Below are 26,422 nucleotides of genomic sequence, written 5' to 3' on the forward strand. Positions count from 1 at the left end.
ATTAGTGAATTCTTAACAAATATTTTTTAACAATCCACTATATTTGCACAAACTAAAAAATATTGAAAATGATTAAAAAATTCATACTACTATCTTTAATTATTCTTGTAGCGTCTTGTAAGAATGAAGAAACTAAAGAAGGTTATGTATTAACCGGCTCTATTGATAAATCCGTAGAAGGAAAAACAATGAGATTGCAAAATGCCGATTTAAATAATATCACGTTTTCTGATTCCACGGTAATTAAAGATGGAAAAGCAACGTTTACAGGTAAAGTTGATTCTCCAGATTTATATTTACTAACTATTGAAGGTGTTCCTGGTGGCGTACCACTTGTATTAGAAAATGAAGAGATTTCAATTCAGTTTTATAAGGACAGCTTACAAACGTCTGTTGTTTCAGGGAGTCATGAAAATGATATTTTTAAATTATTTAAGGATATCTCGGATCCTATTAGAGCAAAAAACCAAACAATGGGACAGGAATTTATGGCGGCAAGAACAGCTGGTGATACGGCGAAAATGACGGCTATTCAAACTGAATTTCAGAAAATTGTTGACGAGGGGAATAAGGAAAATCTAGCCGCTATTAAACAAAATAATGATGTGGTAACTAGTGCAGCTATACTAGAAAACCTTATCAAAACAAAAGGTATTGAAGCTTCTGAAGCCAAAGAATTATATGATAATTTCACCGAGCCTGTTAAAAACAGCCGCATTGGTAAAAGTATTAATGAAATGCTATCAAGTGCTATGGCTACAGCTATCGGAAGCATGGCGCCTGAATTTACAGCCCCTAATCCAGATGGCGAAATGATTGCTTTAAAGGACATTAGAGGAAAAGTAACTATCATTGATTTCTGGGCCGCTTGGTGTGCGCCTTGTAGAAGAGAAAACCCTAATGTCGTTAAGGTTTACGAAAAGTATCACGAAAAAGGTCTTGAAATTATAGGTGTGTCTTTAGATGGTACGCCAAGACAAAAAGATGCTAAAGGTGAATGGTTAGCAGCTATTGAAAAGGATGGTTTAACATGGCACCAAGTTTCCAACTTGCAATATTTTAACGATCCTGTCGCTAAACAATATAATATTCAATCTATTCCAGCAACCTATATTTTAGATGCTGATGGAAAGATAATTGCTAAAAATTTAAGAGGCTCCGCTTTAGAAGCTAAAATGGCCGAGCTTTTAGATTAAGAATTTCTATATAAATAGATACTAAAGCCTTTCAGTTTTGAAAGGTTTTTTTATGCTTATATTTTTCCTAATTTCTTTAAAACAAACAACAAAATAATAGGCAATGCTAATAAGCCAATCATCAGTAAATTCTTTTCAAATAACCAAGTCGCCAAAATTAAGGTAATTACATAACCACCAATAGCACCTCCAAAATGTGCATCATGACCAATATTACCCACTCTGTTTTTCATCCCATAAATGGAATACAATAAATAGCCAATACCAAAAATATAAGCCGGAATAGGAATAGGTATAAAAAATAGATATAAACTCATACCTGGTTGTAGAAGTATAGCTGAATAAATAATCCCCATAACAGCGCCACTAGCACCTACAGCAGAGTAATGGTATTCATTTTTATGAAAATATAAGGACAGTAAATTCCCTAACAATAAGCTCCCTAAATAAACAATTAAAAATTGAAAGCTTCCTAAATAAGCAATTACCACATCGGCAAAAAAGTATAAGGAAAACATATTAAAAAATAAATGCGCCGTGTCCACATGTAAAAAGCCAGATGTTAACATGCGTATTTTTTCACCTCTGATAATAGCGCCTACATTAAATTTGTATTGTTCAAAAAAGGAATAATCACTAAACCCTTTAAATGATATTAACGCGTTGGCAGCAATAATTACCATGGTTACTATACTTAAATCACCCATAAATTTTAAACGTTTAAAAAGAATATAACATATCTTTGTAATTGCAAATCTAAAATTATTTCATGCAACTTCTTGCTTATATTCTCATTTATCCCATTTTATGGTTGGTTTCCATCTTACCCTTCCGATTATTATACGCGGTTTCCGATGGTTTATTTGTTGTAATCTACCATATTATTGGCTACCGAAAAAAAGTGGTTAAAGAAAACTTGAAACTGGCATTTCCCCATAAATCAGATGCTGAATTAAACCGTATTCGGAAAAAATTCTACCACCATTTGTGTGATATGGTTATGGAGTCTATTAAATCTATGACCATTTCTGAAGCCCAAATGAAAAAACGTTTTACCTTTTCCAATGTAGAGCTCATTCAAAAACTGGAAAGCGAAAATAGAAGTATTGCACTTATGTGTGCACATTATGGGAGTTGGGAATGGATTTTTATCCTTCAAACCTATATGAGTAACAAAGGTTACGCGATTTACAAACGCCTGGCCAATAAATATTTTGATAGACTTGTAAAACGTATTCGTGCAAAGTATAACAGCCACTTGATTACTACCAAGGAAAGTATTCCTGTTTTAATGCAATCTAAACGGGAAGGGAAAATAACCATTTGTGGTTTTGTTTCAGATCAATCACCTAAAGCAGAAAAAGCATTCCATTGGAATGAATTTATGGGTATTACGGTTCCGGTCCATACAGGAGCCGAAATGTTAGCGAAAAAGCTCGATATGTCTGTGGTATTCTTTGGTGTTAAGAAATTAAAACGTGGATATTATGAAACCTCGTTTAAAACCCTGGCGTATCACCCAAATGATTATCCAAATTACGAAATCACCGATAGGTTCTTGGATTTAGTTGAAGCCCAAATTAACGAAGCCCCAGAATATTATTTATGGACACATAAACGTTGGAAACATCGTGATAAAGTTCCTGCAGAATACAAGTCTTAAGTCCTGTTAAGATAATTGGAACCAACTAGAAACCATGGTATCTATGTCATCGGTTTCAGAATCTAATAACGACTTATGGACAAACTCGTTATTCCTTTTATTATACTCATAATCAACAGCCCAAGCTACATGGTTTTTGGCTAGTGCTTTAATGCTATCGCATACAAACTGCACTTCGGCATTGGTAGTTGTAGGGTGAATAGACATACGTATCCAACCAGGTTTACGCGTTAATTCACCTAATGATATTTCCTGTGTCAATTCATGAGATGTTTTTTGATCTACATGCAGTAAAAAGTGTCCGTACGTCCCCGCACAACTGCAGCCACCTCGTGTTTGCACACCAAATTTATCATTCAATAATTTCACACCTAAATTGAAATGTAAGTTATCGATATAAAAAGAAATTACACCCAAACGATCTTCATGCTGACCCGCAAGAATGTGTAAATTTGGAAGCGCTCCTAATTCCTTAAAAACAACTTTTAGAATCTCATGCTCGCGTTCTAGCATATTGTCAACACCCATTTGTTCTTTTAATTTAATAGCAAGGGCTATTTTTATGGCTTGTAAAAAACCGGGTGTTCCACCATCCTCACGATCTTCTATATTATCAATATATTTATGTTCTCCCCAAGGATTTGTCCAACTAACAGTTCCGCCTCCTGGACAATCTGGGATCATATTTTTATACAATTTCTTATTAAAAATAAGGACACCTGAAGAACCGGGTCCTCCTAAAAATTTGTGTGGTGAAAAGAATACGGCATCCAAAGCCTTGGTTTCATCTTCGGGATGCATATCCATAGACACATAAGGTGCTGAACAGGCAAAATCTACAAAGCAAACGCCGCCATGTTTATGCATCATTTGCGCAATATCATGATGTGGATTTTGAATACCGGTTACATTTGAACCACCAATAACAGAGGCTATTTTAATGGTACAATCTTGATGCGCTATCAATGCTTTTTCTAAATTCTCCAAACTAAACAACCCATCTTCTGCTGGCGGAATAACCACCACTTTAGCAATGGTTTCCAACCACGTCGTTTGATTAGAATGATGTTCCATATGCGAAACAAAAACTACAGGACACAGGTCCTCCGGAACAACAGTGTGCTTCTTTAAATTTTCAGGAACCTTTAACCCTAAAATACGCTGAAATTTATTCACGACGCCTGTCATGCCATTACCTGAAACAATTAGCACATCATCATCATGTGCATTAACATGGGCTTTAATAATATGCCTGGCTTCATGGTAGGCTTTCGTCATAGCGGTTCCTGAAACTGTGGTTTCTGTGTGTGTATTGGCAACATAAGGTCCAAAAACATGACTGATTCGCTCTTCAATCGGTTGGTATAAACGGCCAGACGCAGTCCAATCCGTATAGATAATCTTTTGAGAACCGTAAGGCGATTTAAAGGTTTGATTCACACCAATAATGTGCTTTCTAAACTGACCAAAATAGGTTTCTAAATCCGTTTGAATGTCTGAAGATGTTTTTGTAGTAATCATGCGTATAAATTAAATGGCAAAGGTACTAATTATTAGCGACAGCCTTAATTTCTGCTATAACTTTATCAGCGAGTGCATCAGCCGCTTCCTGTGATGGTGCTTCCGTATAAACACGAATAATAGGCTCGGTATTACTTTTACGTAAATGCACCCAACTATCTTCAAAATCAATTTTCACCCCGTCAATTGTCGTAACACGTTCATGGCTATATTTTGCCTCCATGGCTTTTAAAATAGCATCCACATCTAATTCTGGTGTTATGGCTATTTTCTTTTTACTCATAAAATAATTCGGATAACTGGCACGCAAAGCACTGACTGACATTTTTTTATCTGCCAGCAAACTTAAAAACAAGGCTACACCAACCAAGGCGTCACGCCCATAATGAGATTCTGGGTATATAATTCCACCATTTCCTTCGCCGCCAATAACAGCATTGTTTTTCTTCATTAATGCCACGACATTCACTTCACCTACGGCACTGGCTTCGTAGGTTCCACCATGTTGTTCGGTAACATCCCGCAAGGCACGAGTGGAGCTCATATTACTAACGGTATTTCCAGGTGTTGCACTTAACACATAATCTGCACAGGCTACTAATGTATATTCTTCCCCAAACATATTACCGTTTTCGTCTATAAAGGCTAACCGATCCACATCTGGATCAACCACAATTCCAAAATCTGCATGTTCTTTAACCACAGCTTCAGATAAATCAGTTAAATGCTCCTTTAATGGTTCTGGATTATGAGGAAAATGACCCGTTGGGTCACAATACAATGTAACACATTCTACACCCAAACGTTCTAATAATAATGGAATGGCTATTCCTCCTGTAGAATTTACACCATCTACCACTACTTTAAAATTCGCTTTTTCTATGGCCGATTTGTTAACCAGTTTTAAATCTAAAACGGCATCAATATGCAAATCGATGTAAGCATCATTTTTTGTTATTTTCCCCAAACTATCTACATCAGCAAAACTCATGGTATCACTTTCAGCAATAGCAAGAATTTTAGCACCTTCTTCGCCATTTAAAAATTCACCTTTATTATTCAAAAGCTTTAAAGCATTCCATTCTTTTGGATTATGGCTGGCCGTTAAAATAATGCCACCATCAGCATGTTCCATTGGTACAGCAACCTCAACCGTTGGTGTGGTAGAAAGACCTAAATCAATAACATGAATTCCCAACCCGACAAGTGTGTTCATGACTAAATTCTGAATCATTTCGCCTGAAATTCGCGCATCACGACCAACCACTACCCGATAATTTTCTTTTTTATATTGTCCTTTTAACCAAACTCCGTAAGCAGAAGCAAATTTCACCGCGTCAATTGGCGTTAAATTGTCGCCTACGGCGCCACCAATGGTTCCTCTGATTCCTGAAATAGATTTTATAAGTGTCATATTTTTATGTTTATTTTCAACAAATATAAGTTTTCTATGCGTTTTCTTTCCTATGAATTTGTAAATTCGAAACATGAACTTTTTAGCACATATTTATCTTTCTTTCAATCATAAAAATGTATCCATAGGAAATTTTATGGCTGATGGTATTCGCGGTAAACAGTACAAAAAGTATCCACGTGAAATCCAAATTGGTATTTTATTACATCGGGAAATTGACACTTTTACAGATGCCCATCCTATTGTAAGACAGAGCACGAAAAGGCTCCACGAAAATTACAGTCATTACAGTGGTGTGATTGTAGATATTTTATACGATCATTTTTTGGCTAAAAACTGGGCGCACTATTCTAACGAACCTTTAGACGATTATGCTCAAAGATTTTATTCATTATTACAAGATAATTTTGATATTTTACCAGAGCGAACACAACACCTGTTACCCTTTATGATATCTGGTAACTGGTTGTTAAGCTATGCAGAAATTGAAGGTATCCAAAGCGTTTTAGATGGTATGAATAGACGCACGAAATACAAATCTAAAATGAACGAAGCTACACACGAACTCCTTAAATATTACAATGAGTTTGAAGAAGAATTCACCCTGTTCTTTGAAGAATTGCGCGTTTTTGCTGCTGAAAAATTACAAATCCTTTCCAATACAACTATATAATATGATGATGAACCGTTTAATACTCCTACTTGTTATTTCAGTTATTTGGTCTTGTAAAAACAATCCAGAAACATTAGAAAAAATTCAAAATCGTGGGTTAATAACGCAAAACGCGATGGTGGTGTCTGCCAGAAAAGAAGCCTCGAAAATTGGTAGCGATATTTTAGAAAAAGGAGGCAACGTATTTGATGCCATGATGGCAACTGAAATGGCACTGGCCGTTTGCTTCCCTTCCGCTGGTAATTTAGGAGGTGGTGGTTTCATGGTTTACCGATTACATTCTGGCGAAACTGGCGCATTAGATTATCGCGAAAAAGCACCTCTAGCGGCCACAAAAAATATGTATCTAGATTCTTTAGGAAACGTTATTCCTAATAAAAGTATTATTGGCGAAATGGCTGTTGGCGTTCCTGGCACGGTGGCAGGTGTTTTTGAAGCACAACGGAAATTTGGTAAATTATCAGTAAAAGACATTTTACAACCGGTGATTGACTTGGCTAAAAACGGCTATGCATTAACGGAAAAACAGCAAAATGGCATTAATAATTACGATAGTATTTTTAGAGCTGTAAATGGTAAAGAAATTTTATATTCAAAAAACACCAAAGCGGGCGACACAGTAAAAAACAAACAACTCGCAAAAACGCTTGAACGCATCGCTTTTAATGGTAAAGATGAATTTTATAAAGGTGAAACGGCTCAAATTCTAGTGGACTATCTATCGGAAAAAGGTGGCATCATCACATTAGAAGATTTGGCTAAATATGAAGCCAAATGGCGCGAACCAGTTGCTTTTAAATATAAAGACATTAACGTTATTTCCATGGCACCGCCATCAAGTGGAGGTATTTGCTTGGCTCAAATTATGAAAATGATTGAACCTTATAATCTAAAAGAATTTGGTCATAATTCCCTAAAAACCATTCAAGTACTTGCGGAAGCAGAACGTCGTGCCTATGCCGATAGAAATTATTATTTAGGCGATCCCGATTTTGTGGATATTCCCACTAAAACTTTATTGAGTGATGACTACCTTCAAAAACGTATGAGCGATTTTTCATTTGAAAAAGCAACGCTGTCTAGTAATGTTTCTCATGGTAATGTAACGTTTATTGAAAGTGATGAAACCACACATTATTCTATAGTTGATCAGTTTGGAAATGCCATTGCCGTAACGACCACCTTGAATGGCACCTATGGTTCCTATTTATTTTGTTCGGAACTTGGGTTTTTCTTGAATAATGAAATGGACGATTTTAGCAGCAAATCAGGCGTGCCAAATATGTTTGGTTTAACGGGTGCGGAAGCCAATAGTATTGTGCCAGAAAAACGCATGTTAAGCTCTATGACGCCAACTATTGTGGAAAAAAACGGAAAACTACTTATGACTTTAGGAACACCTGGAGGTTCTACAATTATCACATCGGTTTTGCAAACCATATTAAATGTTGAAGAATTTAATATGTCCATGCAAGACGCCGTAGATGCGCCCCGTTTTCACCACCAATGGTTACCAGATTATATTAGAATGGAACCCAATGGTTTTGATACGGAAATCATGAAACAATTAATTGCTAAAGGCTACACCATTAATGAAACACGCTCACCGGTAATTGGGAAAGTAGATGGTATTTTGGTGCTTGATGATAAGACATTAGAAGGTGGCGCAGACCACAGAGGTGACGATACAGCTGTTGGATTTTAATTTTTTTATATATGAAAACTTTTGACATAGTCATACTTACAGACAACCGGTATTTAGAAGATTCTGAAACTAACACCTACAAACACAACGTGTTTTATGAAGATTTTTTGGTACAAGAAGCCTTAAAAGCTGAAAACTTAAAAGTCACCCGCTTAGCTTGGGATGATCTTAATTTCAATTGGTCTGACACCAAAGCAGTACTTTTTAGAACGACTTGGGATTATTTTGATCGCTTTTCTGAATTTTCAAAATGGTTAGCTATGGTTTCAACAAAAACGCGGTTGTTAAACTCCGAGAAAATAATCCGTTGGAATATAGACAAACACTACTTATTAGAATTAAAAGCCAAAGGCATTCATGTTGCCAAATCCTTTTTTATTGAAACAGGAACCCAATCAACCCTCACTGAATTACACCAACAATTAAATTGGCAAGAAACCGTTTTAAAACCATGTGTTTCAGGAGCAGGAAGACATACATATAGACTAACACCACATAATATTGCAGAACATGAAGCTATTTTTACGGAGTTAATTCAACAAGAATCTATGATGCTTCAACCGTTTCAACATAACATTGTTACGCAAGGCGAAATGTCTCTTATCGTTTTCAATGGTGAATACAGTCATGCTGTTTTAAAACAAGCCAAGGCTGGCGATTTTCGTGTTCAAGATGATTTTGGCGGAAGCGTAATTCCATACGCACCGACTGAAACGGAAATAGCCTTCGCTATAAACGCAACAAAAGCCTGTCCAGAATTGCCTATTTACGCCAGAGTTGATATATTTACTGATAACACAAATCAATTAGCTGTATCCGAATTAGAACTTATAGAACCCGAATTATGGTTCAGAAATGATTCTAAAGCGGCTAAAATACTCGCCAAACATATATCATTGTGCTTAAAATAATTGTTTATGAAAACGAAAAAAATCCTTAAAATAGTAGTTGGCGTTATAATCTTTTTCACCTTACCCAGTTTACTCTTTTTTGGTTTCGTTTATTTTAAATACAATGAAGACTTACCCAATGGAAAACAAGGCCCTCAAGCTGAAGCATTGGCTCTCAATATGCTAAAAGCATTAAATCATGAGGCCTATTTAGAAACTAATTATATTGAATGGACGTTTAAAAACAAACACCATTATAAATGGAAAAAAGATGAGAACACCTGCCTTGTGCATTGGAAAGATTACAAAGTTGATCTAAATTTAGATAATCCAAGTTTAAGCACAGCCTACGTCCATAATTTTGAAGTAAAAGGTGAGCAAGCCGCTGAACATATAGAAACAGCACTTACCTATTTTAATAACGATTCGTTTTGGTTAGTAGCTCCTTATAAAATATTTGATCCTGGAACGGAAAGACGTTTGGTTAAGTGGAAAAATAATCAAGACGCGCTTTTGGTGACTTACACATCTGGTGGCACAACGCCTGGCGATTCGTATTTGTGGATTTTGGATACCAACAACAAACCTGTAAAATTCAGAATGTGGGTAGACATCCTGCCTATTGGCGGATTAGAAGCTTCCTGGAACGATTGGACAACAACTGAAAGTGGCGCCATACTTCCCGTTTTCCATGAAATGTTATTTTTGGGTATAAAATTGGATGATATAATTGGGAGGGAATGAGTTTGCAGTGTTCAGTGTTCAGTGTTCAGTGTTCAGTTTAAAATAAATATCTGTTACTTTAATCTTGAATAAAGTTTGATGCAATGTTGTTTCAAACTAAATAAATAACCTGATAAAGTTCTCGACACAATTTTTCATTCATCTAAATCACGCGAACACACGAGTTATTATACAAAAATAACGGCCATCAATTTGCCTGCCTGCTCTTGGTTGGATTGAATTTCACACCTGATAAGTGTACGAATTGTATCGCGAATCTTTTAAGCCTGAAACCTTGAATTAAAACCTTGAACCTTAAACCTTGAATCCTATTTTGAACGCTGCCCAACAAACTGTTGTTCTTTCAGCTTAAACAGCACATTAAACGATGTTAAACTACCATAACTTCTCGTTATGTATTGCTGTAAATCTATTTTTTCTTGTTCTTCTAAATTGCTCGAGTTTATTTTTTGTTCCATAACACGGAGTCTATCACGAACCATGGTAATCTTATGGAAAAAAGTATCTATAGGCACCTCGCTCGACTTTAAATTACTATCTCCTGGTTCCAAAATCAGTTTTCCGCCTTTCCATTTATCCGCAATATGAACGACTTCGCTAGCATCACTCCAACGCTTTAAAATTTGCACCAAGCTACTTTCTACTTCGGCAAAACTAACCGTATCCACATCATCTTCGGCTGCTTCAATAATGTCAAATTCAGAATTAATATCTATGGTTTCTAAACCGCTTTCAATAAAAGTTACCCAATAATGTTTTGAGGTAACGTTGGTTACGACGCCTTTTCCAAATTCGGGGTGATTAATCCTTGAGCTTATTCCTAGTATTTGCATAAAATATATATTTTAATTTCCTGTTATAACTGATTTTTAAGGCAGAATTGAGGATGGGTTTATATCTAAATTGATATACAATAATAATAAATTACTTGATATTCTAAAGCATGTTTCAGCCAGATTTATTAATTATATGCGCTTTAACTTAACGCCATTTAAGAGCATTATAAACGCTTAATTATTTTTTTTAGACATGTTATTATCAACTTTAAAAGCTATAATTTTACCTAAACGAAAAAAATACAATGAGATCATCCCTTATAATCCTATTGCTTGTGCTTCCGTTTTTTTCGTTAGCACAAGACAGAGATTTGGATCAGAATAAAAACCTATTGGAATTAAGCAATAAATATGCTTCTGGTGTCGAACGTTTAAAATTTTTAGATAGTCTATCTAGTGAAATTCGTTACGACTCTACCTTTAATGCCGATTCGGTTTTTAGGGTTACCATTAGTTATGCGCAACAATTGGACTCTATAAATTTGGCTATTAAACATGCAACCAACTTTATAAATTATCTTAATTACGGAAGCAATGATTATGATCAAGCCAAGCAAATTATTCGTGCTACTCAACGTATTGTCCCTCGCGTAACGAAACCCAATTTAATTGATGATTTTTATTACGAAGCCGCCTATCTTTACTACGATTCACGACAATTTGATGAATCTATAAAGTTGTTTGATAGTGCTTATTATTATGCCGAAAAATATAAGTCAGAATTCATGGAGTTATCCAAATTTGCAAAAGGAATGGCACTTGTAAATATAGGCGATTTTGGTTCAGCTTCAATTACACTTCAAGAAGCTTCAAAAATGTTTCAAAATAAAAAAGACACGCTATATTGGTTAAGTGCGAAAAATTCTATCTCCATATTATACAGTAAAAATGGATTCTTTGATGAAGCAAAAAGGGAAAGAGATGAACTTATAAAAATTGCCAATACAACAGATTCCTATCATAATTTACCTGTAGTATATTACAATAATGCCACAGACGACCATAAACTAAACAATGAAAAAAGCAGAATTAAAAATTTAAAATTAGCGGTAGCGGCCAATAACAGATTAAAAAATAAAGCTTATTTTGATGCTCCTCTTAAATTTGGCCTAGCCGTTGGTTTATCAGAAAATGATAGTTTGCAACAAGCAAAAACCATCATTGAAGAATTAGAGCGCAATGACACCAACATAAACGGATACAACAGGCCATTTTATTTAAGCGCTAAAATGCATTATGCGTTTGCGGAAAAAAATTATGCGGAAGCTTTACGATATGGAACTGAACATTTTAATTTAAAGAATGACAGTGATCAATATGAAGAATTGCAAGAGGCTTCCTTGTTTTTATCAAAAATCTATGAGCGTATGGGAAATACAAACCAAGCGCTTCTGCATTATAAGAATTACACCAAAATCAAAGACTCCATTGTAAATACTCAAAACACACGCGTTTTAGCCTATTATCAAACGCAGTATGAAACTGAAAAACGAGATTTAATTATTGAAAATCAAACAAACAATATTGCCCTATTAGATTCAGAAAACAACCTAAAAAAACAGTGGCTCCTATTTGGTGGATTAGGTCTTTTTGGGGTTTTTGGGTTTATTACAATTATACGCTCCCGAAATTACGCTAAAAAGAAACAGATTTTGCAAGAAGCATTCACACAGGACATTATAAATACACAAGAACAGGAACGTACCAGATTAGCTTTTGAATTGCATGGCTCTGTTGGACAACAACTCATGTTGCTCACCCGGAAACTCAAAACGATTAACAATCCAGATTATGAAAATTTAGCCCATGATACTTTAGCCAATTTAAGAACCATTTCCCAGGGCCTATATCCTGCTACTTTGGAACGTTTAGGGTTTTCATCTGCATTGGAAGATTTGGTCAACGAATTGGATGAAAATACCGACGTATTTTTTACTATGGAAATTGAAAATGCGAATCACCTTATTTCTAAAGAGAATGCTTTGCATTTGTATCGTATGGCGCAAGAAGCATTAAGCAATACGATAAAACATGCCGAAGCAAAAGCCGTTTTTGTGAGTTTGAAAATCAAATCAGATACGCTTCTAATTACAATAGAAGATAATGGTAAAGGATTTGATTATCAAAAAGCACTAGAGACTTCCAAAAGCTTGGGAATGAAATCCCTTTTGGAACGTAGTAAAATAATAAAGGCCTCCTTACATGTTGAATCTGAATTAGGTAAAGGCACGCAATTAGTTATTGCCATACCAAAGTCAAAAATGTAGTATTTTATCTACAATTAAGACTAGAATGATTATCTTTCATCAATAAAATTTTTACCAAGCACAGAAATGTCATCATCAAATAATAATATGCTTAAAAAAGATATTACCATTGTTATTGCTGAAGATCATCCTATCATGCTTAAAGGTTTAAAGCAAGAATTGGAACAAGCTGGCTATAGCATTATTGGTACGGCCGAAAATGGTAACGATGCTGTAAATATAGTCTCAGAACTAAATCCTAAAATAGCACTTTTAGATATTGAAATGCCTAAACTAACGGGTTTTGAAGTGATAGCCATATGTACCGAAAACAAAGCCCTACAAACACGTTATATTGTGATGACGTATCACAAAGAGAAAAACTTTGTAGCACAGGCCAAAAAATCTGGTGTTCATGGATATCTTTTAAAAGAAGATAGCTTGGACGAAATTGAAACCTGTATTGCGGCCGTTTTGAATAATGATTCATATTACAGCAGTTCTTTTTCTGATAATTTTGAATTAAATATTGAAAACGAATTGAAAAAATTAGCGCTATTAACACCCTCTGAACGGAAAATAGTTCAATTAATAGCCGAAGGCAAAACATCTATAGAAATTAGCGATATGCTTTGCGTCTCTCCAAGAACTATACAAAAACATCGGACAAATATTATTGAAAAACTGCAATTAAACCCAGCGCCAGACACGCTAATTAACTGGGCAAAGGCTTATAAAAGTTAATTAATAATACGCCTTCATTAAGGCCCATTTGTTTAATAGCCTTTGCGTGTAACATGATACACTTTGTAAATTACCATGAAGACTTTTACGCCAAAAAGCATAAACAGACATCGTTTTATATTTAAAGGCATTATCTGTACCTTTGCAAACTGGTCTGTAAATCAGACAAGATTGCTATGCTATGAGTAAATTTGAAGACACCATTGAGGTTCAAGGCGCACGCGTTCACAACCTAAAAAATATAGATGTTTCCATTCCAAGAGAAAAACTGGTTGTTATTACGGGTTTGTCTGGTAGTGGTAAATCATCATTGGCTTTTGACACTATTTATGCCGAAGGACAAAGGCGCTATATTGAAACATTTTCAGCCTATGCACGTCAATTTTTAGGTGGACTGGAACGACCTGATGTGGATAAAATTGATGGACTTTCGCCCGTTATTGCCATTGAGCAAAAAACGACGAGTAAATCGCCACGGTCTACTGTTGGAACCATTACTGAAATTTACGATTTTTTACGGTTATTATACGCCAGAGCCAGTGATGCTTATAGTTATAACACAGGCGAACAAATGGTGAGTTATAATGATGATCAGATAAAGGAACTGATTATAGAAACCTTTAACGGCAAACGTATAAACATTTTAGCACCTGTGGTACGTTCAAGAAAAGGGCATTATCGCGAATTGTTTGAACAAATTGGTAAACAAGGGTTTGTAAAAGTTCGGACGGATGGCGAAATTCGGGATATTGTTAAAGGCATGAAACTGGATCGTTATAAAAATCACGACATTGAAATTGTGATAGATCGGCTTAAAATTGATGCCACAGCAGATAATAATAAACGCTTAACCGAAACCATCAATACAGCCATGTATCATGGTGAAGATGTCCTGATGGTTATTGACCAAGACACCCAGGAAGCACGCTATTTTAGTCGAAATTTAATGTGTCCGAGTTCAGGAATTTCATATCCAAATCCGGAGCCTAATAATTTTTCATTCAATTCGCCAAAAGGTGCTTGTCCAACCTGTAATGGTATTGGAACCTTGTATCAGGTAAATGAAAATAAAATTATTCCAGACGATTCCTTATCCATAAAAGCTGGTGCTTTGGTACCACATGGCCCACAAAAAAACAGTTGGATTTTCAAACAGTTTGAAACCATTGCGCAACGCTATAATTTTTCATTAAACGATGCGTATAAAGATATTCCAGCCGCTGCCAAACAGATGATTTTATATGGCGGAAATGAAAAATTTGAAGTCGAAAATAAAACATTAGGCGTAACCAGAGATTATAAAATTGACTTTGAAGGTGTTGCTAATTTTATAGAAAATCAATACAACACGGCCGAAACAACCTCTTTAAAACGTTGGGCTAAAGAGTATATGGACAAAGTAATTTGTTCAACTTGTGACGGTGCACGACTGCGAAAAGAATCGCTTTATTTTAAAGTAAATGGTTTAAACATTGCAGAATTAGCAAATAAGGACATTGTAGATTTGGCTGCTTGGTTTAAGGATTTACCGAAACATGTATCTAAAAAGCAACTTAAAATTTCCGAAGAGATAATTAAAGAAATTTCATCCCGTACCCAATTTTTATTGGATGTTGGTTTAGATTATTTATCATTGAATAGAAGTTCTAAATCCCTTTCAGGTGGTGAGGCGCAACGGATTCGTTTAGCTACACAAATCGGTTCGCAGTTAGTTGGTGTATTATATATTTTAGATGAACCGAGTATAGGTTTACACCAACGTGATAATGAAAAACTGATCAAGTCACTAATAGCATTACGAGATATTGGTAATTCCGTGATTGTGGTAGAGCACGACAAGGATATGATAGAACATGCCGACTATGTGATTGATATTGGTCCACGAGCGGGTAAATATGGTGGCGAAATTATAAGCATTGGTACACCAGATGAATTAAAAACACACAATACCTTAACGGCCGATTATTTAAACGGTAAAAAAGAGATTGAAATTCCTGAAAAACGTCGTGAGGGAAACGGTAAAACGCTTTCTTTAAAAGGCTGTACGGGAAATAATTTAAAAAATGTATCTATAGATATTCCTTTGGGTAAAATGGTTGGTGTTACCGGTGTTTCTGGTAGTGGAAAATCTACATTAATAAATGAAACCCTCTACCCGATTATGAATGCCCATTATTTTAATGGCGTTAAAAAACCTATGCCATATAAAAGCATTAAGGGTCTGGAGCATATTGATAAAGTTATAGATATTAATCAATCGCCAATTGGTAGAACACCACGAAGCAATCCAGCCACGTACACAGGCGTTTTTAGTGAAATTAGAAGTCTATTTGCTAAAATTCCGGAGGCCATGATTCGTGGATATAAACCTGGACGTTTTAGCTTTAATGTTAAAGGTGGTCGCTGTGAAACCTGTCAAGGTGGTGGTTTACGCGTTATTGAAATGAATTTTCTTCCGGACGTTTATGTGGAATGTGAAACCTGTCAAGGCAAGCGTTTTAATCGGGAAACATTAGAAATTAGATACAAGGGAAAGTCTATTAGCGATGTGTTGAATATGACCATGAATGAAGCGGTTGATTTCTTTGAGCACATTCCTAAAATTCATAAAAAAGTAAAAACCATTCAGGATGTTGGACTGGGTTATATTACACTAGGCCAACAAAGTACCACATTATCTGGTGGTGAAGCCCAACGGATAAAATTAGCAACCGAATTAAGCAAACGCGATACAGGAAACACCTTTTATATTTTAGATGAGCCTACAACAGGCTTGCATTTTGAAGATATTCGTGTTTTAATGCAAGTGTTAAATAAATTGGTTAATAAAGGAAATACGATTTTAATCATTGAACACAACCTAGATGTAATAAAAACGGTAGATTATATTATAGATGTTGGTCCAGAAGGCGGAAAAGGTGGTGGCCAAATTATAGCCAAAGGCACACCTGAAGAACTTATAAAAAACAAAAAAAGTTATACAGCCCAATTTCTCAAAAAAGAACTAAAACAATAAACATCTCAAATTTATTTAGTAGTTTAGTAGGATAACCCTTTAAAATTTAAAAATATGAGAAGTTTACTTTGGCTTGTAGCCGTAATTTGTATTGTTATTTGGATTTTAGGATTTTTTGGAATTGTATCTGGAATGCCTACAGGTAATTTAATTCACATACTACTGGTAATTGCCATAATTGTAGTATTGTACAACCTTATTTCAGGACGTGGTCCTTTGAGATAAAATTAAAGATTTAAACTATTTTTAAAAGACGAATCATTTTGGTTTGTCTTTTTTATGCATTAACCTCAAAAATTTAAATATTAATTAGAAATCAGTTAGGAGCCGGAAATCGAAATGATTTAAATAAAGCATGATTAATGTGCTTATTTCTCTTAAATTTGCTTTTGGATTTACATTTCCCAAGTATTTCAATAATAAAACATTAGAAAAAAATTATAATAAGAATGAGAAAAGAACAACACCACAAACGTTGGAATGAAGTAAAAACAAACGATTCCTGGGCTATTTTTAAAATCATGGGTGAATTCGTGAATGGCTATGAAAAATTAAGTAAAATAGGTCCTTGTGTTTCTATTTTTGGTTCTGCTCGTACCAAACCAGACCATAAATACTATAAACTAGCTGAAGAAGTAGCTTGCAAAATAGTAGAACATGGCTATGGTGTTATAACTGGTGGTGGACCTGGAATTATGGAAGCTGGAAATAAAGGTGCTCATATTGCAGGTGGAACATCGGTTGGTTTAAATATTGATTTACCGTTTGAGCAACATGATAATCCATATATTGATTCTGATAAAAGTTTAGATTTCGATTATTTCTTCGTGCGGAAAGTCATGTTTGTAAAATATTCACAAGGTTTTGTGGTAATGCCTGGTGGCTTTGGAACTTTAGATGAATTATTTGAAGCCATTACCCTAATTCAAACAAATAAAATTGAAAAATTCCCCATTATTTTAGTTGGAACTGATTTTTGGTCCGGATTATTGGATTGGATTAAAGCGACCGTTTTAGATGGTTTTGCCAATGTAAGTGCCCATGATTTAGATTTAATTCACCTCGTTGATACGGCTGATGAAGTTATTCCAATTCTAGACAGTTTCTATAAGGAATCTGAATTGTCGCCTAACTTCTAAAAACGTCTCATATTGGCCTACATAAAAAACAAAGGATTCTTTTTGGTGCTTTTCGGTATCTTAAATTTTACAGGAATATATTCTCAAGCATCTTTTAATGTGATGTTTTACAATATCCTGAACTTTCCTTCAGAAAATGCTGTGCCAAATAGAATTGCTCATTTAGAAGTGATTTTGGATGATTATCGTCCTGATATTTTTATGGTTTGTGAACTCAACAATGAGTTTGGAGCAAATAGTATTTTACAAATGATTCAAGAGAGAATTAACAATGATTTTGAGATGGCAACATTTCAAACCAATACCTCTGATGATACTATTGGGAACCAAAACGATTTACAAAACCTGATTTATTATGATGGTTCTAAATTCACTTTAGAGAGCCAAACAATTGTACCTACTATTTACAGAGATTTTAATCACTATCGCTTAAAACTAAATACGGTTAACCAAGACACCAACCCACTATATTTGGATGCCATAGTTTGTCATTTAAAAGCATCTAACGGAACCCAAAATCAAGCTTCCAGGCTGCAAATGGTTAACGATTTAACAACCTATTTAGGTGGGTTACCAACCAATAGTAATGTCCTATTGGCGGGCGATTTTAATGTATATACCAGTTCAGAACCTGCTTTTCTGGAATTAATTGACACCACAAACCCAATCACTTTTGTAGATCCTGCAAATAGCATGGGAAGTTGGCATAATAACACCAATTATGTCAATGTATTTACACAATCTACTAGAACCCAAACGGGTTTTGGCGGTTCAAATGGCGGATTTGATGATCGTTTTGATTTTATCATGACTTCGGAAAATATGATAACCAATTCAGATTTGTATTACAGTCCAAACAGTTATCAAGTTTATGGTAATAATGGTAATGTACCTTGCTATAATAAATCTATAATTGATTCGGAATGTGCAGGAGCCAAGTTTTCCGTTAGCATTCGTGAAGCACTTTATTACTTTAGTGATCACTTACCAGTAACCCTAAAAATTTCTACGAATGCCACCTTATCAATCCCAGAATTTATAACTTCTATAAGCAAGCCAATTGAAATTGTTGGTCCAAACTACATACAAAATACCTTAACCTTAAAAGTTAATACGCTTCCTCAAGGAACGAACTATTTAAAAATCTACAACACATTAGGACAACACGTAAAAACCATCCCAGTTAAAACTGCGTATACTTATAACGTAACCTTAACAAATTTATCTGCTGGCATCTATTATATTGTAGCCAACAACACACAAGTTGAACCTTTAAAGTTTATTAAAACACATTGAGCATTCGATATCTATTAACGAGCATCTTTTTTTCATTTAGTATTCTAGCATTTGGACAAAATGCCATGAATATTAAAGCGACGTTTGATGTGGAAAAAAATCAGATACGCATTGCGCAATCTATTACCTATTTTAATAAAACTAATGATACACTTCAAACCATTTATTTAAACGATTGGAGCAACAGTTTTGCAACAAAAAGTACGCCTTTAGCAAAACGTTTTTCTGAAGAGTTTAAAACAGAGTTTCACTTTGCAAAAAATGAAGATCGTGGGTATTCGGTAATAACATCCATCCATCAAAATGATAAAGAATTACGTTTTGATCGTGTTAAAGAGCATATTGATGTTGTTAAGGTGGAATTAGAAAACCCCTTACTTCCAAACAATTCATACACCATTCAATTAAATTATATTGTTCAAGTACCCAATGACAAGTTTACACGATATGGGGTGAGTTCCTTTGGCGACTATAATCTTCGGTACTGGTATATTACGCCAGCTGTTTATAATGGCGATTGGCAATATAGCAGTCATAAAGATTTAGATGATATGTTTGTGCCGGCCTCAGATATCCGACTAGAAGTTACCTGTCCATTAGGTTATTATCTAGAATCTGAATTAGATAAAATTGATTATTTCCATGTAAAGGACACACAAACGGTTGTGTTTTCAGGGAAAAATCGTGTTAATTCCAAGTTGTTTTTAAACAAACTGTCTTTATATCGTGAGATAGAAACAGATCAATTCACCATTGTTTCCAATGTAGATGATGAGAATCTAAGTGTCATGAATAAAGCATTGGTTACGGACAAAATAGTTCAGTTTTTAACCACTAATTTAGGCGAATATCCACATGAACGTTTATTGATTACGGATATTGATTATCGTAAAAGTCCTATTTATGGATTGAATTTATTGCCGAGTTTCATAAGACCTTTCCCTGATCACTTTCAGTACGAATTAAAAATATTAAAAACAGGACTTCGTAATTATTTAGAAAATATACTACTAATTAATCCACGAACGGACCAATGGTTAATAGATGGGATTCAAACCTACTATTTAATGAAATATGTGGATGAGAATTATCCAGATATGAAACTAGCTGGAACGCTTTCTAATATTTGGGGTATCAAGTCATTTCATGCTATGCAATTGGATTTCAATGCACAATATAGTTTTCTATATATGCATATGGCGCGCCAAAATATTGATCAGCCATTAAGCATGGCAAAAGATTCGCTAATAAAATTTAATGAAAACATAGCCAATAAGTATAAAGCCGGCGTTGGTTTAAAGTATGTTAATGATTATTTAGGAAACAACACGGTAGATTCTACCCTAACCGAATTTCTAAACACTAATAGAAATAAAGAAGTAACCACCGAAGGTTTTGAGCATTTTTTAAAATCGAAAACTGATAAAGATTTAGACTGGTTTTTTACCGATTACATTCACTCAAAAAAATATATTGATTACACCATTTCCAAAGCCGTTCGCGAAAACGACTCCATTCGGGTAACTATTAAAAATAAAAGCAATATTAATGTGCCAATCACCTTATTCTCTTTCACCGATAAAACGGTGACCTCAAAAATTTGGTTAGGTAGTATTAAAGATTCGCTAACGGTAACGATTCCTGATACAGAAACCACGAAGGTTGTTTTAAATCATGACCAAGTTGTTCCAGAATTTAATATGCGTAACAACACCAAGACGCTCACAAAAGCACTATTTAACAGGCCATTACAAGTTCGGTTAATTAAAGATATTGAAGATCCTGATTACAACCAGATTTTTCTCATGCCCATTGTGGAATTTAATAATATTTATGATGGTATTGTTTTAGGTGTTAAAGCTTACAATAAAACAGTGTTACGCAAAAATTTCTATTATAAAGTAGCACCACAATATGGTTTAAAATCACAATCCCTTACCGGTTCTATTACGCTAAACTACATTCAGTATATTGATGATTCCTCACCATTATTCAACATTAATTATGGTGTTGGCGCCAGTTATTCCAGTTATGCAGATGGTTTGTTTGTACGGAAGTTTACACCTGCCGTTCAATTATCGTTTCGTGATAAAAGCAACCTACGTTCCAACAAGCGCCACTATTTAAACCTACGCTATGTGGATATTAACAGGGATTCGGATCCTACTGCTTTACTGACTTCTGAAACCAATCAGCCTAATTATGGTGTTCTTAATTTGCGTTATAATCATATTGACAAAGATTTGGTGAACTACTCCTCATGGTTTGCGGACACGCAGTTTTCGGAAAAATTCGGAAAAGTAGCGCTGAATTATGAGTATAGAAAGCTTTCAAAAAACAACCGTCAATATAATTTACGCTTCTTTGCTGGTGTGTTTCTTTATAATAAGACCTACAATGATTCTGATTACTTCAGCTTTGCTCTGGATAGACCAACCGATTATTTATTCGACTACAACTATTACGGACGCTCTGAAAGTGATGGGTTATTCAGCCAGCAACTTATAATTGCGGAAGGTGGTTTTAAATCGCAATTAGAACCTAGTTTTGCCAACCAATGGATTACCACCTTAAATGGCAGTATGACTATTTGGAAATACATCATGGCTTATGGTGATGTTGGTTTCGTGAAAAACCATAATGATGGTGCCGAATTTGTTTATGATACAGGTGTACGTGTGAGTTTAATTGAAGATTATTTTGAACTCTATTTTCCAGTGTATTCCAATTTAGGATGGGAAGTTACCCAACCACAATATGCCGAGAAAATTAGATTTATTGTGACTTTAGATTTTAAAACCCTGTTAGGATTATTTACGAGACGTTGGTATTAAATATTTATAAAGTAGCATCTTCTCATTCACTACACTATCTGTAACAGAATCCTTAAAATCATCATTTTATTATTAATTTAATAGAAAAACAGGCTATTTCCTTATAATCATGCATTTTTATAACAGTATTTCCCGTTGTGAATCTTACTTATAATAATTACCTTTGCAAAAACAACTATTCACGTATGAAAGCAAATCCTGAAGTAAACAAAGACCTTTCTTTTGAAGATTTTAAAGCCGAAGTTTTAAACGATTATCACCTAGCTGTTACCTCTCGCGAGTGTAGTTTATTAGGTCGTCGTGAAGTGCTTTCTGGTAAAGCAAAATTTGGAATTTTTGGCGATGGTAAAGAAGTACCACAATTAGCCATGGCAAAGGCATTCAAAAATGGCGATTTTCGTTCAGGATATTATCGTGATCAAACCTTTATGATGGCTATTGGCAAACTAAATATCGAGCAGTTTTTTGCTGGACTGTATGCTAATACGGATTTAAAAGAAGAACCAATGTCTGCAGGACGCCAAATGGGTGGCCATTTTTCTACGCAGAGTTTGGATGAACATGGAAATTGGAAAAATTTGCTAGAACAAAAAAATTCAAGTTCAGATATTTCGCCTACGGCTGGGCAAATGCCACGCTTATTAGGATTAGCACAAGCATCAAAAATTTACAGACATGTAAAAGGTATTGATACCACTAACTTTTCAAACGAAGGAAATGAAGTAGCATGGGGAACCATTGGAAATGCCAGTACAAGTGAAGGGTTGTTTTTTGAAACTATTAATGCTGCTGGTGTTTTACAAGTACCAATGGTAATGAGTGTTTGGGATGATGAATACGGTATTTCAGTTCATGCTAAACATCAAACAACTAAAGAAAATATATCAGAAATCTTAAAAGGTTTCCAACGTGAAAATGACGAAAAGGGATATGAAATTTTGCGTGTTATTGGTTGGGATTATCCAGCCTTAATTGAAACCTACCAAAAAGCGTCTAAAATTGCACGTGAAGAACATGTGCCTGTTTTAATACACGTTCAGGAATTAACACAACCTCAAGGGCATTCAACGTCTGGTTCACATGAGCGCTATAAAAATGAAGAGCGTTTGGCTTGGGAAGTAGAACGCGATTGTAATTCCAAGCTTCGCGAATGGATTATTGCCAATGGTATTGCCACGGATGAGGATTTATCCTCTGTTGAAAAAACCATTAAAAAGCAAGTTCGCGACGGTAAAAAAGCCGCTTGGACCGCTTTTACACAACCTTTAAAAAATGAGAAGATTGAACTCGTTGCTTTACTAGAAAAAGTTGCTGCAGCTAGTTCTAATAAAGTGTTTATTGAAAAGCTTAAAAATGATTTAGCTGATAATTCAGAGCCCATTCGTAAAGATATTTTATCTACAGCACGAAAAGCATTGCGTTATGTTGTAAACGAAACATCAGAAACTAAAAATGAATTAGCCGCGTGGATTAATAGCTATATAGCGGAGGTTCAACCAAAATACAGTTCACATTTATATTCACATTCTGATAAATCGGCATTGAAAGTTCAGGAAGTGAAACCCACTTATGACGATTCTAGTGAAGAAGTAGATGCACGTTTAGTAATTCGTGATAACTTTGATGCCATTTTTAGCAAATACCCTGAAGCGCTTATTTTTGGTGAAGACGCTGGACATATTGGCGATGTTAACCAAGGTTTAGAAGGTATGCAAGAAAAATATGGTGAATTACGGGTTTCCGATGTTGGGATTCGCGAAGCCACTATTTTGGGGCAAGGAATTGGTATGGCCATGCGTGGTTTACGTCCCATTGCTGAAATTCAATATTTGGATTATATTCTGTACGCCTTGCAAATTATGAGTGATGATTTAGCAAGTTTACATTACCGAACTAAAGGTCGTCAAAAAGCGCCTGTAATTATTAGAACACGTGGTCACAGACTGGAAGGTATTTGGCATTCAGGTTCACAAATGGGTGGTGTTATTCATTTAATTCGTGGGATTCATGTACTCGTTCCAAGAAACATGACCAAAGCTGCTGGTTTTTATAATACATTATTAGAAGGTGATGAACCTGCTTTAATTGTAGAATGCTTAAATGGATACCGTTTAAAAGAAAAAATGCCAACTAATATTGGTGAATTTAAAACACCATTAGGTGTTGTAGAAACCATTCGGGAAGGTAATGATATTACGTTAGTGTCTTATGGTTCAACACTTCGGGTGATTGAGCAAGCTGCTAAAGAATTGCAAGAAGTAGGTATTAATGCCGAAATTATTGATGTACAATCTCTATTGCCTTTCGATTTAAATCATGATATTGTTAAGAGTGTGGCAAAAACAAATCGTTTAATGGTTATTGATGAAGATGTTCCTGGAGGTGCCTCTGCATATATATTAAATGAAGTTTTAAATACACAGAACGCCTATAAACATTTAGATAGTAAGCCAGAAACATTAACTGCCAAAGCACACAGACCAGCTTATGGAACGGATGGTGATTACTTCTCTAAACCGTCTGTTGAAGATGTTTTTGAAGCGGTTTACAACGTCATGCATGAATCAAATCCTAGCGATTTTCCAAAATTGAGATAAGTCGCAATATTTAAAAGTAATTTTAAAGACCTGATTGTTTAAATTAACAATCAGGTCTTTTTGTTTTTATTATATTTATGCTCTAACTAAAACAATGACGCTTTTTATCTATATTGGCTTCAGAAAAAAACGACCCTATGCTGACAAAAAATTACAACGATTTAGCTTTAGCTATTTTAAGAGTTGGACTCTCTGGAATGATGCTTGTTCATGGAATTCCTAAAATTGAACGTTTATTTACAAGTCCTATTGAGTTTGGCGACCCTATTGGAGTTGGACCAACATTATCATTAATATTAGCCCTTATTGGAGAAGTAGTTGCTCCTATCCTCATTATCATTGGTTTTAAAACCAAATTAGCGGCGCTACCGGCAGCCATTACCATGTTTGTTGCGGCATTTATTGTGCATTGGGAAGATGATTTTGGCACCAAAGAAAAAGCACTTTTATACCTTGTTGGATTTCTAGTGATATTTTTAGCAGGACCTGGAAAGTACGCTTTAGATAAACGCTAATTCTGACCCCTAAAATATAAAACGATTCCTCATTTTGAGGGGTTGATTTGATTTAATTAAACTAAAAAATTCCCGTCCATGCCTATATGTATTAAGGTTGACGAGAAATAAATATGAAAGCCGTTTCCGTAGTTACCATAAAAAAAGAGTTACAGCATAAATCCGATAAAAATTTAATGGAATTGGTGCTGCGCTTGTCTAAATTTAAAAAAGAAAATAAGGAGTTGCTCACCTATTTGTTATTTGAGTCTCATGATGAAACGGGTTATATAGAATCTGTTAAAAATGAAATCGATTTGCAGTTTTCAACCATTAATACTACAAGTTATTTCTATATCAAAAAAAGTGTTCGGAAAATCTTGCGACTCATAAAAAAGTACGCACGCTATTCCTTAAAAAAGGAAACGGAAGTCGAGCTTCTGCTCTATTTTTGTGAAAGCTTAAAAGATATGACACCTTCAATAAAAAGAAATGTAACGCTTACTAATATTTTTGAAAGGCAAATTTTAATGATTGAAAAAATTGTTAAAACCCTACATGAAGATTTACAGTATGATTATAACCTGGTATTGGAAGAGTTGAAAGAATAATAAATCAAATACGGCGTTAAATTATACGCCTATGAAAGTCGGTACAATTTCTACGTTTTCATTGTTTAGAAAAAAATGATGGGTTTCTGAAACTAGTTCAGCATGACGCAGGTTTGAATAAACATAAAAAAAACGCAAACCTTATGGCTTGCGTTTTTTAATATAGGATTGACAAATAGATTATGCCATCTGTGCTTCATGTTTACCTTCATAAACTTCTTCCACTAATTTCTTATTGAAAGCTGGTAAATCTTTCGGTGAACGACTTGTTACTAAACCACTATCCACCACAACTTCTTCATCGACCCAGTTTGCGCCAGCATTTGTGATATCTGTTTTAATAGATCCGTAAGATGTTACTTTTCGGCCTTTTAAAACATCTGCTTCTGCTAATAACCAAGGTGCATGACAGATTGCTGCAACGGGTTTGTGATTTTCAAAAAATGATTTCACAAAACTCACGGCATTTTTATTCTTTCGCAATACGTCAGGATTAATAACTCCTCCCGGTAACATTAAAGCGTTGTAATCATTTTGCGATACATTGTCTAACGTTTTATCTACCGTATAGGTTTTACCCCAATTACCATCAGTCCATGATTTTATAGTTCCTGATTCTAAACTCACAATATCTACATGAGCTCCTGCTTCTTCTAGTGCTTTTTTTGGTTCTCTTAATTCACTTTCTTCAAAACCATTTGTAGCTAATATAGCTACTCTCTTTTTATTTAAATTCTTCATTTTAAGTATTTTTAAGATTATTAATTCGTTTACCTTAATATAATAGATATCTAGGCTCCCAA

Annotated in this window: 21 protein-coding genes; 16 read left to right on the forward strand and 5 right to left on the reverse strand. The window is 34.9% G+C overall.

Annotation, left to right across the window (positions count from 1 at the left end; all coding sequences use genetic code 11):
• Positions 1-68: 68 nt before the first annotated feature.
• Positions 69-1,196 (forward strand): redoxin domain-containing protein, encoded by a 1,128-nt coding sequence (locus ACFPH8_RS11260; protein WP_376861016.1) that lies wholly within the window; start codon positions 69-71, stop codon positions 1,194-1,196.
• Between the two features lie 56 nt (positions 1,197-1,252).
• On the opposite strand, the gene ACFPH8_RS11265 is transcribed toward ACFPH8_RS11260, so the two are convergent.
• Positions 1,253-1,903, reverse strand: a complete 651-nt coding sequence (locus tag ACFPH8_RS11265; protein ID WP_248398950.1) for a rhomboid family intramembrane serine protease — start codon at positions 1,901-1,903, stop codon at positions 1,253-1,255.
• 62 nt (positions 1,904-1,965) lie between these two features.
• On the opposite strand from ACFPH8_RS11265, the gene ACFPH8_RS11270 reads away from it, so the two are divergent.
• Positions 1,966-2,859, forward strand: a complete 894-nt coding sequence (locus tag ACFPH8_RS11270; RefSeq protein WP_376861019.1) for a lysophospholipid acyltransferase family protein — start codon at positions 1,966-1,968, stop codon at positions 2,857-2,859.
• 6 nt (positions 2,860-2,865) lie between these two features.
• Here the strand turns inward: ACFPH8_RS11270 and ACFPH8_RS11275 are convergent, their stop codons facing one another.
• Together ACFPH8_RS11275 and glmM are read right to left on the reverse strand one after the other, a co-directional pair.
• The gene (locus tag ACFPH8_RS11275; protein WP_376861021.1) at positions 2,866-4,380 is read right to left on the reverse strand and encodes an aminotransferase class V-fold PLP-dependent enzyme; all 1,515 of its coding nucleotides are present in this window, start codon (positions 4,378-4,380) and stop codon (positions 2,866-2,868) included.
• A 25-nt stretch (positions 4,381-4,405) separates the two neighbouring features.
• Positions 4,406-5,794: a phosphoglucosamine mutase gene (gene glmM / locus ACFPH8_RS11280; RefSeq protein WP_376861023.1), complete on the reverse strand. Its 1,389-nt coding sequence runs from the start codon at positions 5,792-5,794 to the stop codon at positions 4,406-4,408.
• 73 nt (positions 5,795-5,867) lie between these two features.
• Between glmM and ACFPH8_RS11285 the strand changes: the two genes are divergently transcribed.
• From ACFPH8_RS11285 to ACFPH8_RS11300, 4 genes are read left to right on the forward strand one after another with little or no spacing between them, the layout of a single operon-like run.
• Positions 5,868-6,467, forward strand: a complete 600-nt coding sequence (locus ACFPH8_RS11285) for an acyl carrier protein phosphodiesterase (RefSeq protein WP_376861025.1) — start codon at positions 5,868-5,870, stop codon at positions 6,465-6,467.
• Positions 6,468-6,474: 7 nt separating this feature from the next.
• Positions 6,475-8,172 carry a gamma-glutamyltransferase gene (gene ggt / locus ACFPH8_RS11290; protein ID WP_376861226.1) on the forward strand — a complete coding sequence of 566 codons (1,698 nt, stop codon included), beginning with the start codon at positions 6,475-6,477 and terminating at the stop codon, positions 8,170-8,172.
• A gap of 11 nt (positions 8,173-8,183) precedes the next feature.
• The gene (locus tag ACFPH8_RS11295; RefSeq protein WP_376861027.1) at positions 8,184-9,083 is read left to right on the forward strand and encodes an ATP-grasp domain-containing protein; all 900 of its coding nucleotides are present in this window, start codon (positions 8,184-8,186) and stop codon (positions 9,081-9,083) included.
• A 6-nt stretch (positions 9,084-9,089) separates the two neighbouring features.
• Positions 9,090-9,806 carry a hypothetical protein gene (locus ACFPH8_RS11300; protein WP_376861029.1) on the forward strand — a complete coding sequence of 239 codons (717 nt, stop codon included), beginning with the start codon at positions 9,090-9,092 and terminating at the stop codon, positions 9,804-9,806.
• A 308-nt stretch (positions 9,807-10,114) separates the two neighbouring features.
• On the opposite strand, the gene ACFPH8_RS11305 is transcribed toward ACFPH8_RS11300, so the two are convergent.
• The gene (locus ACFPH8_RS11305; protein ID WP_248398935.1) at positions 10,115-10,639 is read right to left on the reverse strand and encodes a hypothetical protein; all 525 of its coding nucleotides are present in this window, start codon (positions 10,637-10,639) and stop codon (positions 10,115-10,117) included.
• 248 nt (positions 10,640-10,887) lie between these two features.
• On the opposite strand from ACFPH8_RS11305, the gene ACFPH8_RS11310 reads away from it, so the two are divergent.
• From ACFPH8_RS11310 to ACFPH8_RS11355, 10 genes are all read left to right on the forward strand, one after another.
• Positions 10,888-12,909, forward strand: coding sequence for a tetratricopeptide repeat-containing sensor histidine kinase (locus ACFPH8_RS11310; RefSeq protein WP_376861032.1), 2,022 nt, complete (start codon positions 10,888-10,890; stop codon positions 12,907-12,909).
• A gap of 66 nt (positions 12,910-12,975) precedes the next feature.
• Positions 12,976-13,632, forward strand: a complete 657-nt coding sequence (locus ACFPH8_RS11315) for a response regulator transcription factor (RefSeq protein WP_376861034.1) — start codon at positions 12,976-12,978, stop codon at positions 13,630-13,632.
• 181 nt (positions 13,633-13,813) lie between these two features.
• The gene (uvrA, locus tag ACFPH8_RS11320) at positions 13,814-16,648 is read left to right on the forward strand and encodes an excinuclease ABC subunit UvrA (RefSeq protein ID WP_376861036.1); all 2,835 of its coding nucleotides are present in this window, start codon (positions 13,814-13,816) and stop codon (positions 16,646-16,648) included.
• Between the two features lie 54 nt (positions 16,649-16,702).
• The gene (locus ACFPH8_RS11325; protein WP_148367455.1) at positions 16,703-16,873 is read left to right on the forward strand and encodes a lmo0937 family membrane protein; all 171 of its coding nucleotides are present in this window, start codon (positions 16,703-16,705) and stop codon (positions 16,871-16,873) included.
• A gap of 224 nt (positions 16,874-17,097) precedes the next feature.
• Positions 17,098-17,787: an LOG family protein gene (locus ACFPH8_RS11330; RefSeq protein ID WP_248398927.1), complete on the forward strand. Its 690-nt coding sequence runs from the start codon at positions 17,098-17,100 to the stop codon at positions 17,785-17,787.
• 12 nt (positions 17,788-17,799) lie between these two features.
• Complete coding sequence (locus ACFPH8_RS11335; protein WP_376861039.1) at positions 17,800-19,083, forward strand: endonuclease/exonuclease/phosphatase family protein; 1,284 nt, start codon at positions 17,800-17,802, stop codon at positions 19,081-19,083.
• Between the two features lie 65 nt (positions 19,084-19,148).
• Entirely contained in the window at positions 19,149-21,917 is a 2,769-nt protein-coding gene (locus ACFPH8_RS11340; RefSeq protein WP_376861041.1) for a gluzincin family metallopeptidase, read from the forward strand.
• Positions 21,918-22,102: 185 nt separating this feature from the next.
• Positions 22,103-24,514 (forward strand): alpha-ketoacid dehydrogenase subunit alpha/beta, encoded by a 2,412-nt coding sequence (locus tag ACFPH8_RS11345; RefSeq protein ID WP_376861043.1) that lies wholly within the window; start codon positions 22,103-22,105, stop codon positions 24,512-24,514.
• Between the two features lie 137 nt (positions 24,515-24,651).
• The gene (locus ACFPH8_RS11350; RefSeq protein WP_248398919.1) at positions 24,652-25,029 is read left to right on the forward strand and encodes a DoxX family protein; all 378 of its coding nucleotides are present in this window, start codon (positions 24,652-24,654) and stop codon (positions 25,027-25,029) included.
• Between the two features lie 113 nt (positions 25,030-25,142).
• A complete protein-coding gene (locus ACFPH8_RS11355; RefSeq protein WP_376861045.1) occupies positions 25,143-25,619 on the forward strand; it encodes a hypothetical protein in 477 nt (158 codons plus the stop codon).
• A 180-nt stretch (positions 25,620-25,799) separates the two neighbouring features.
• Here the strand turns inward: ACFPH8_RS11355 and ACFPH8_RS11360 are convergent, their stop codons facing one another.
• Complete coding sequence (locus ACFPH8_RS11360) at positions 25,800-26,360, reverse strand: type 1 glutamine amidotransferase domain-containing protein (RefSeq protein ID WP_376861047.1); 561 nt, start codon at positions 26,358-26,360, stop codon at positions 25,800-25,802.
• Positions 26,361-26,422 lie beyond the last annotated feature (62 nt).

This window comes from Bizionia hallyeonensis (genome assembly GCF_042657385.1).
Taxonomy (GTDB): domain Bacteria; phylum Bacteroidota; class Bacteroidia; order Flavobacteriales; family Flavobacteriaceae; genus Algorimicrobium; species Algorimicrobium hallyeonense.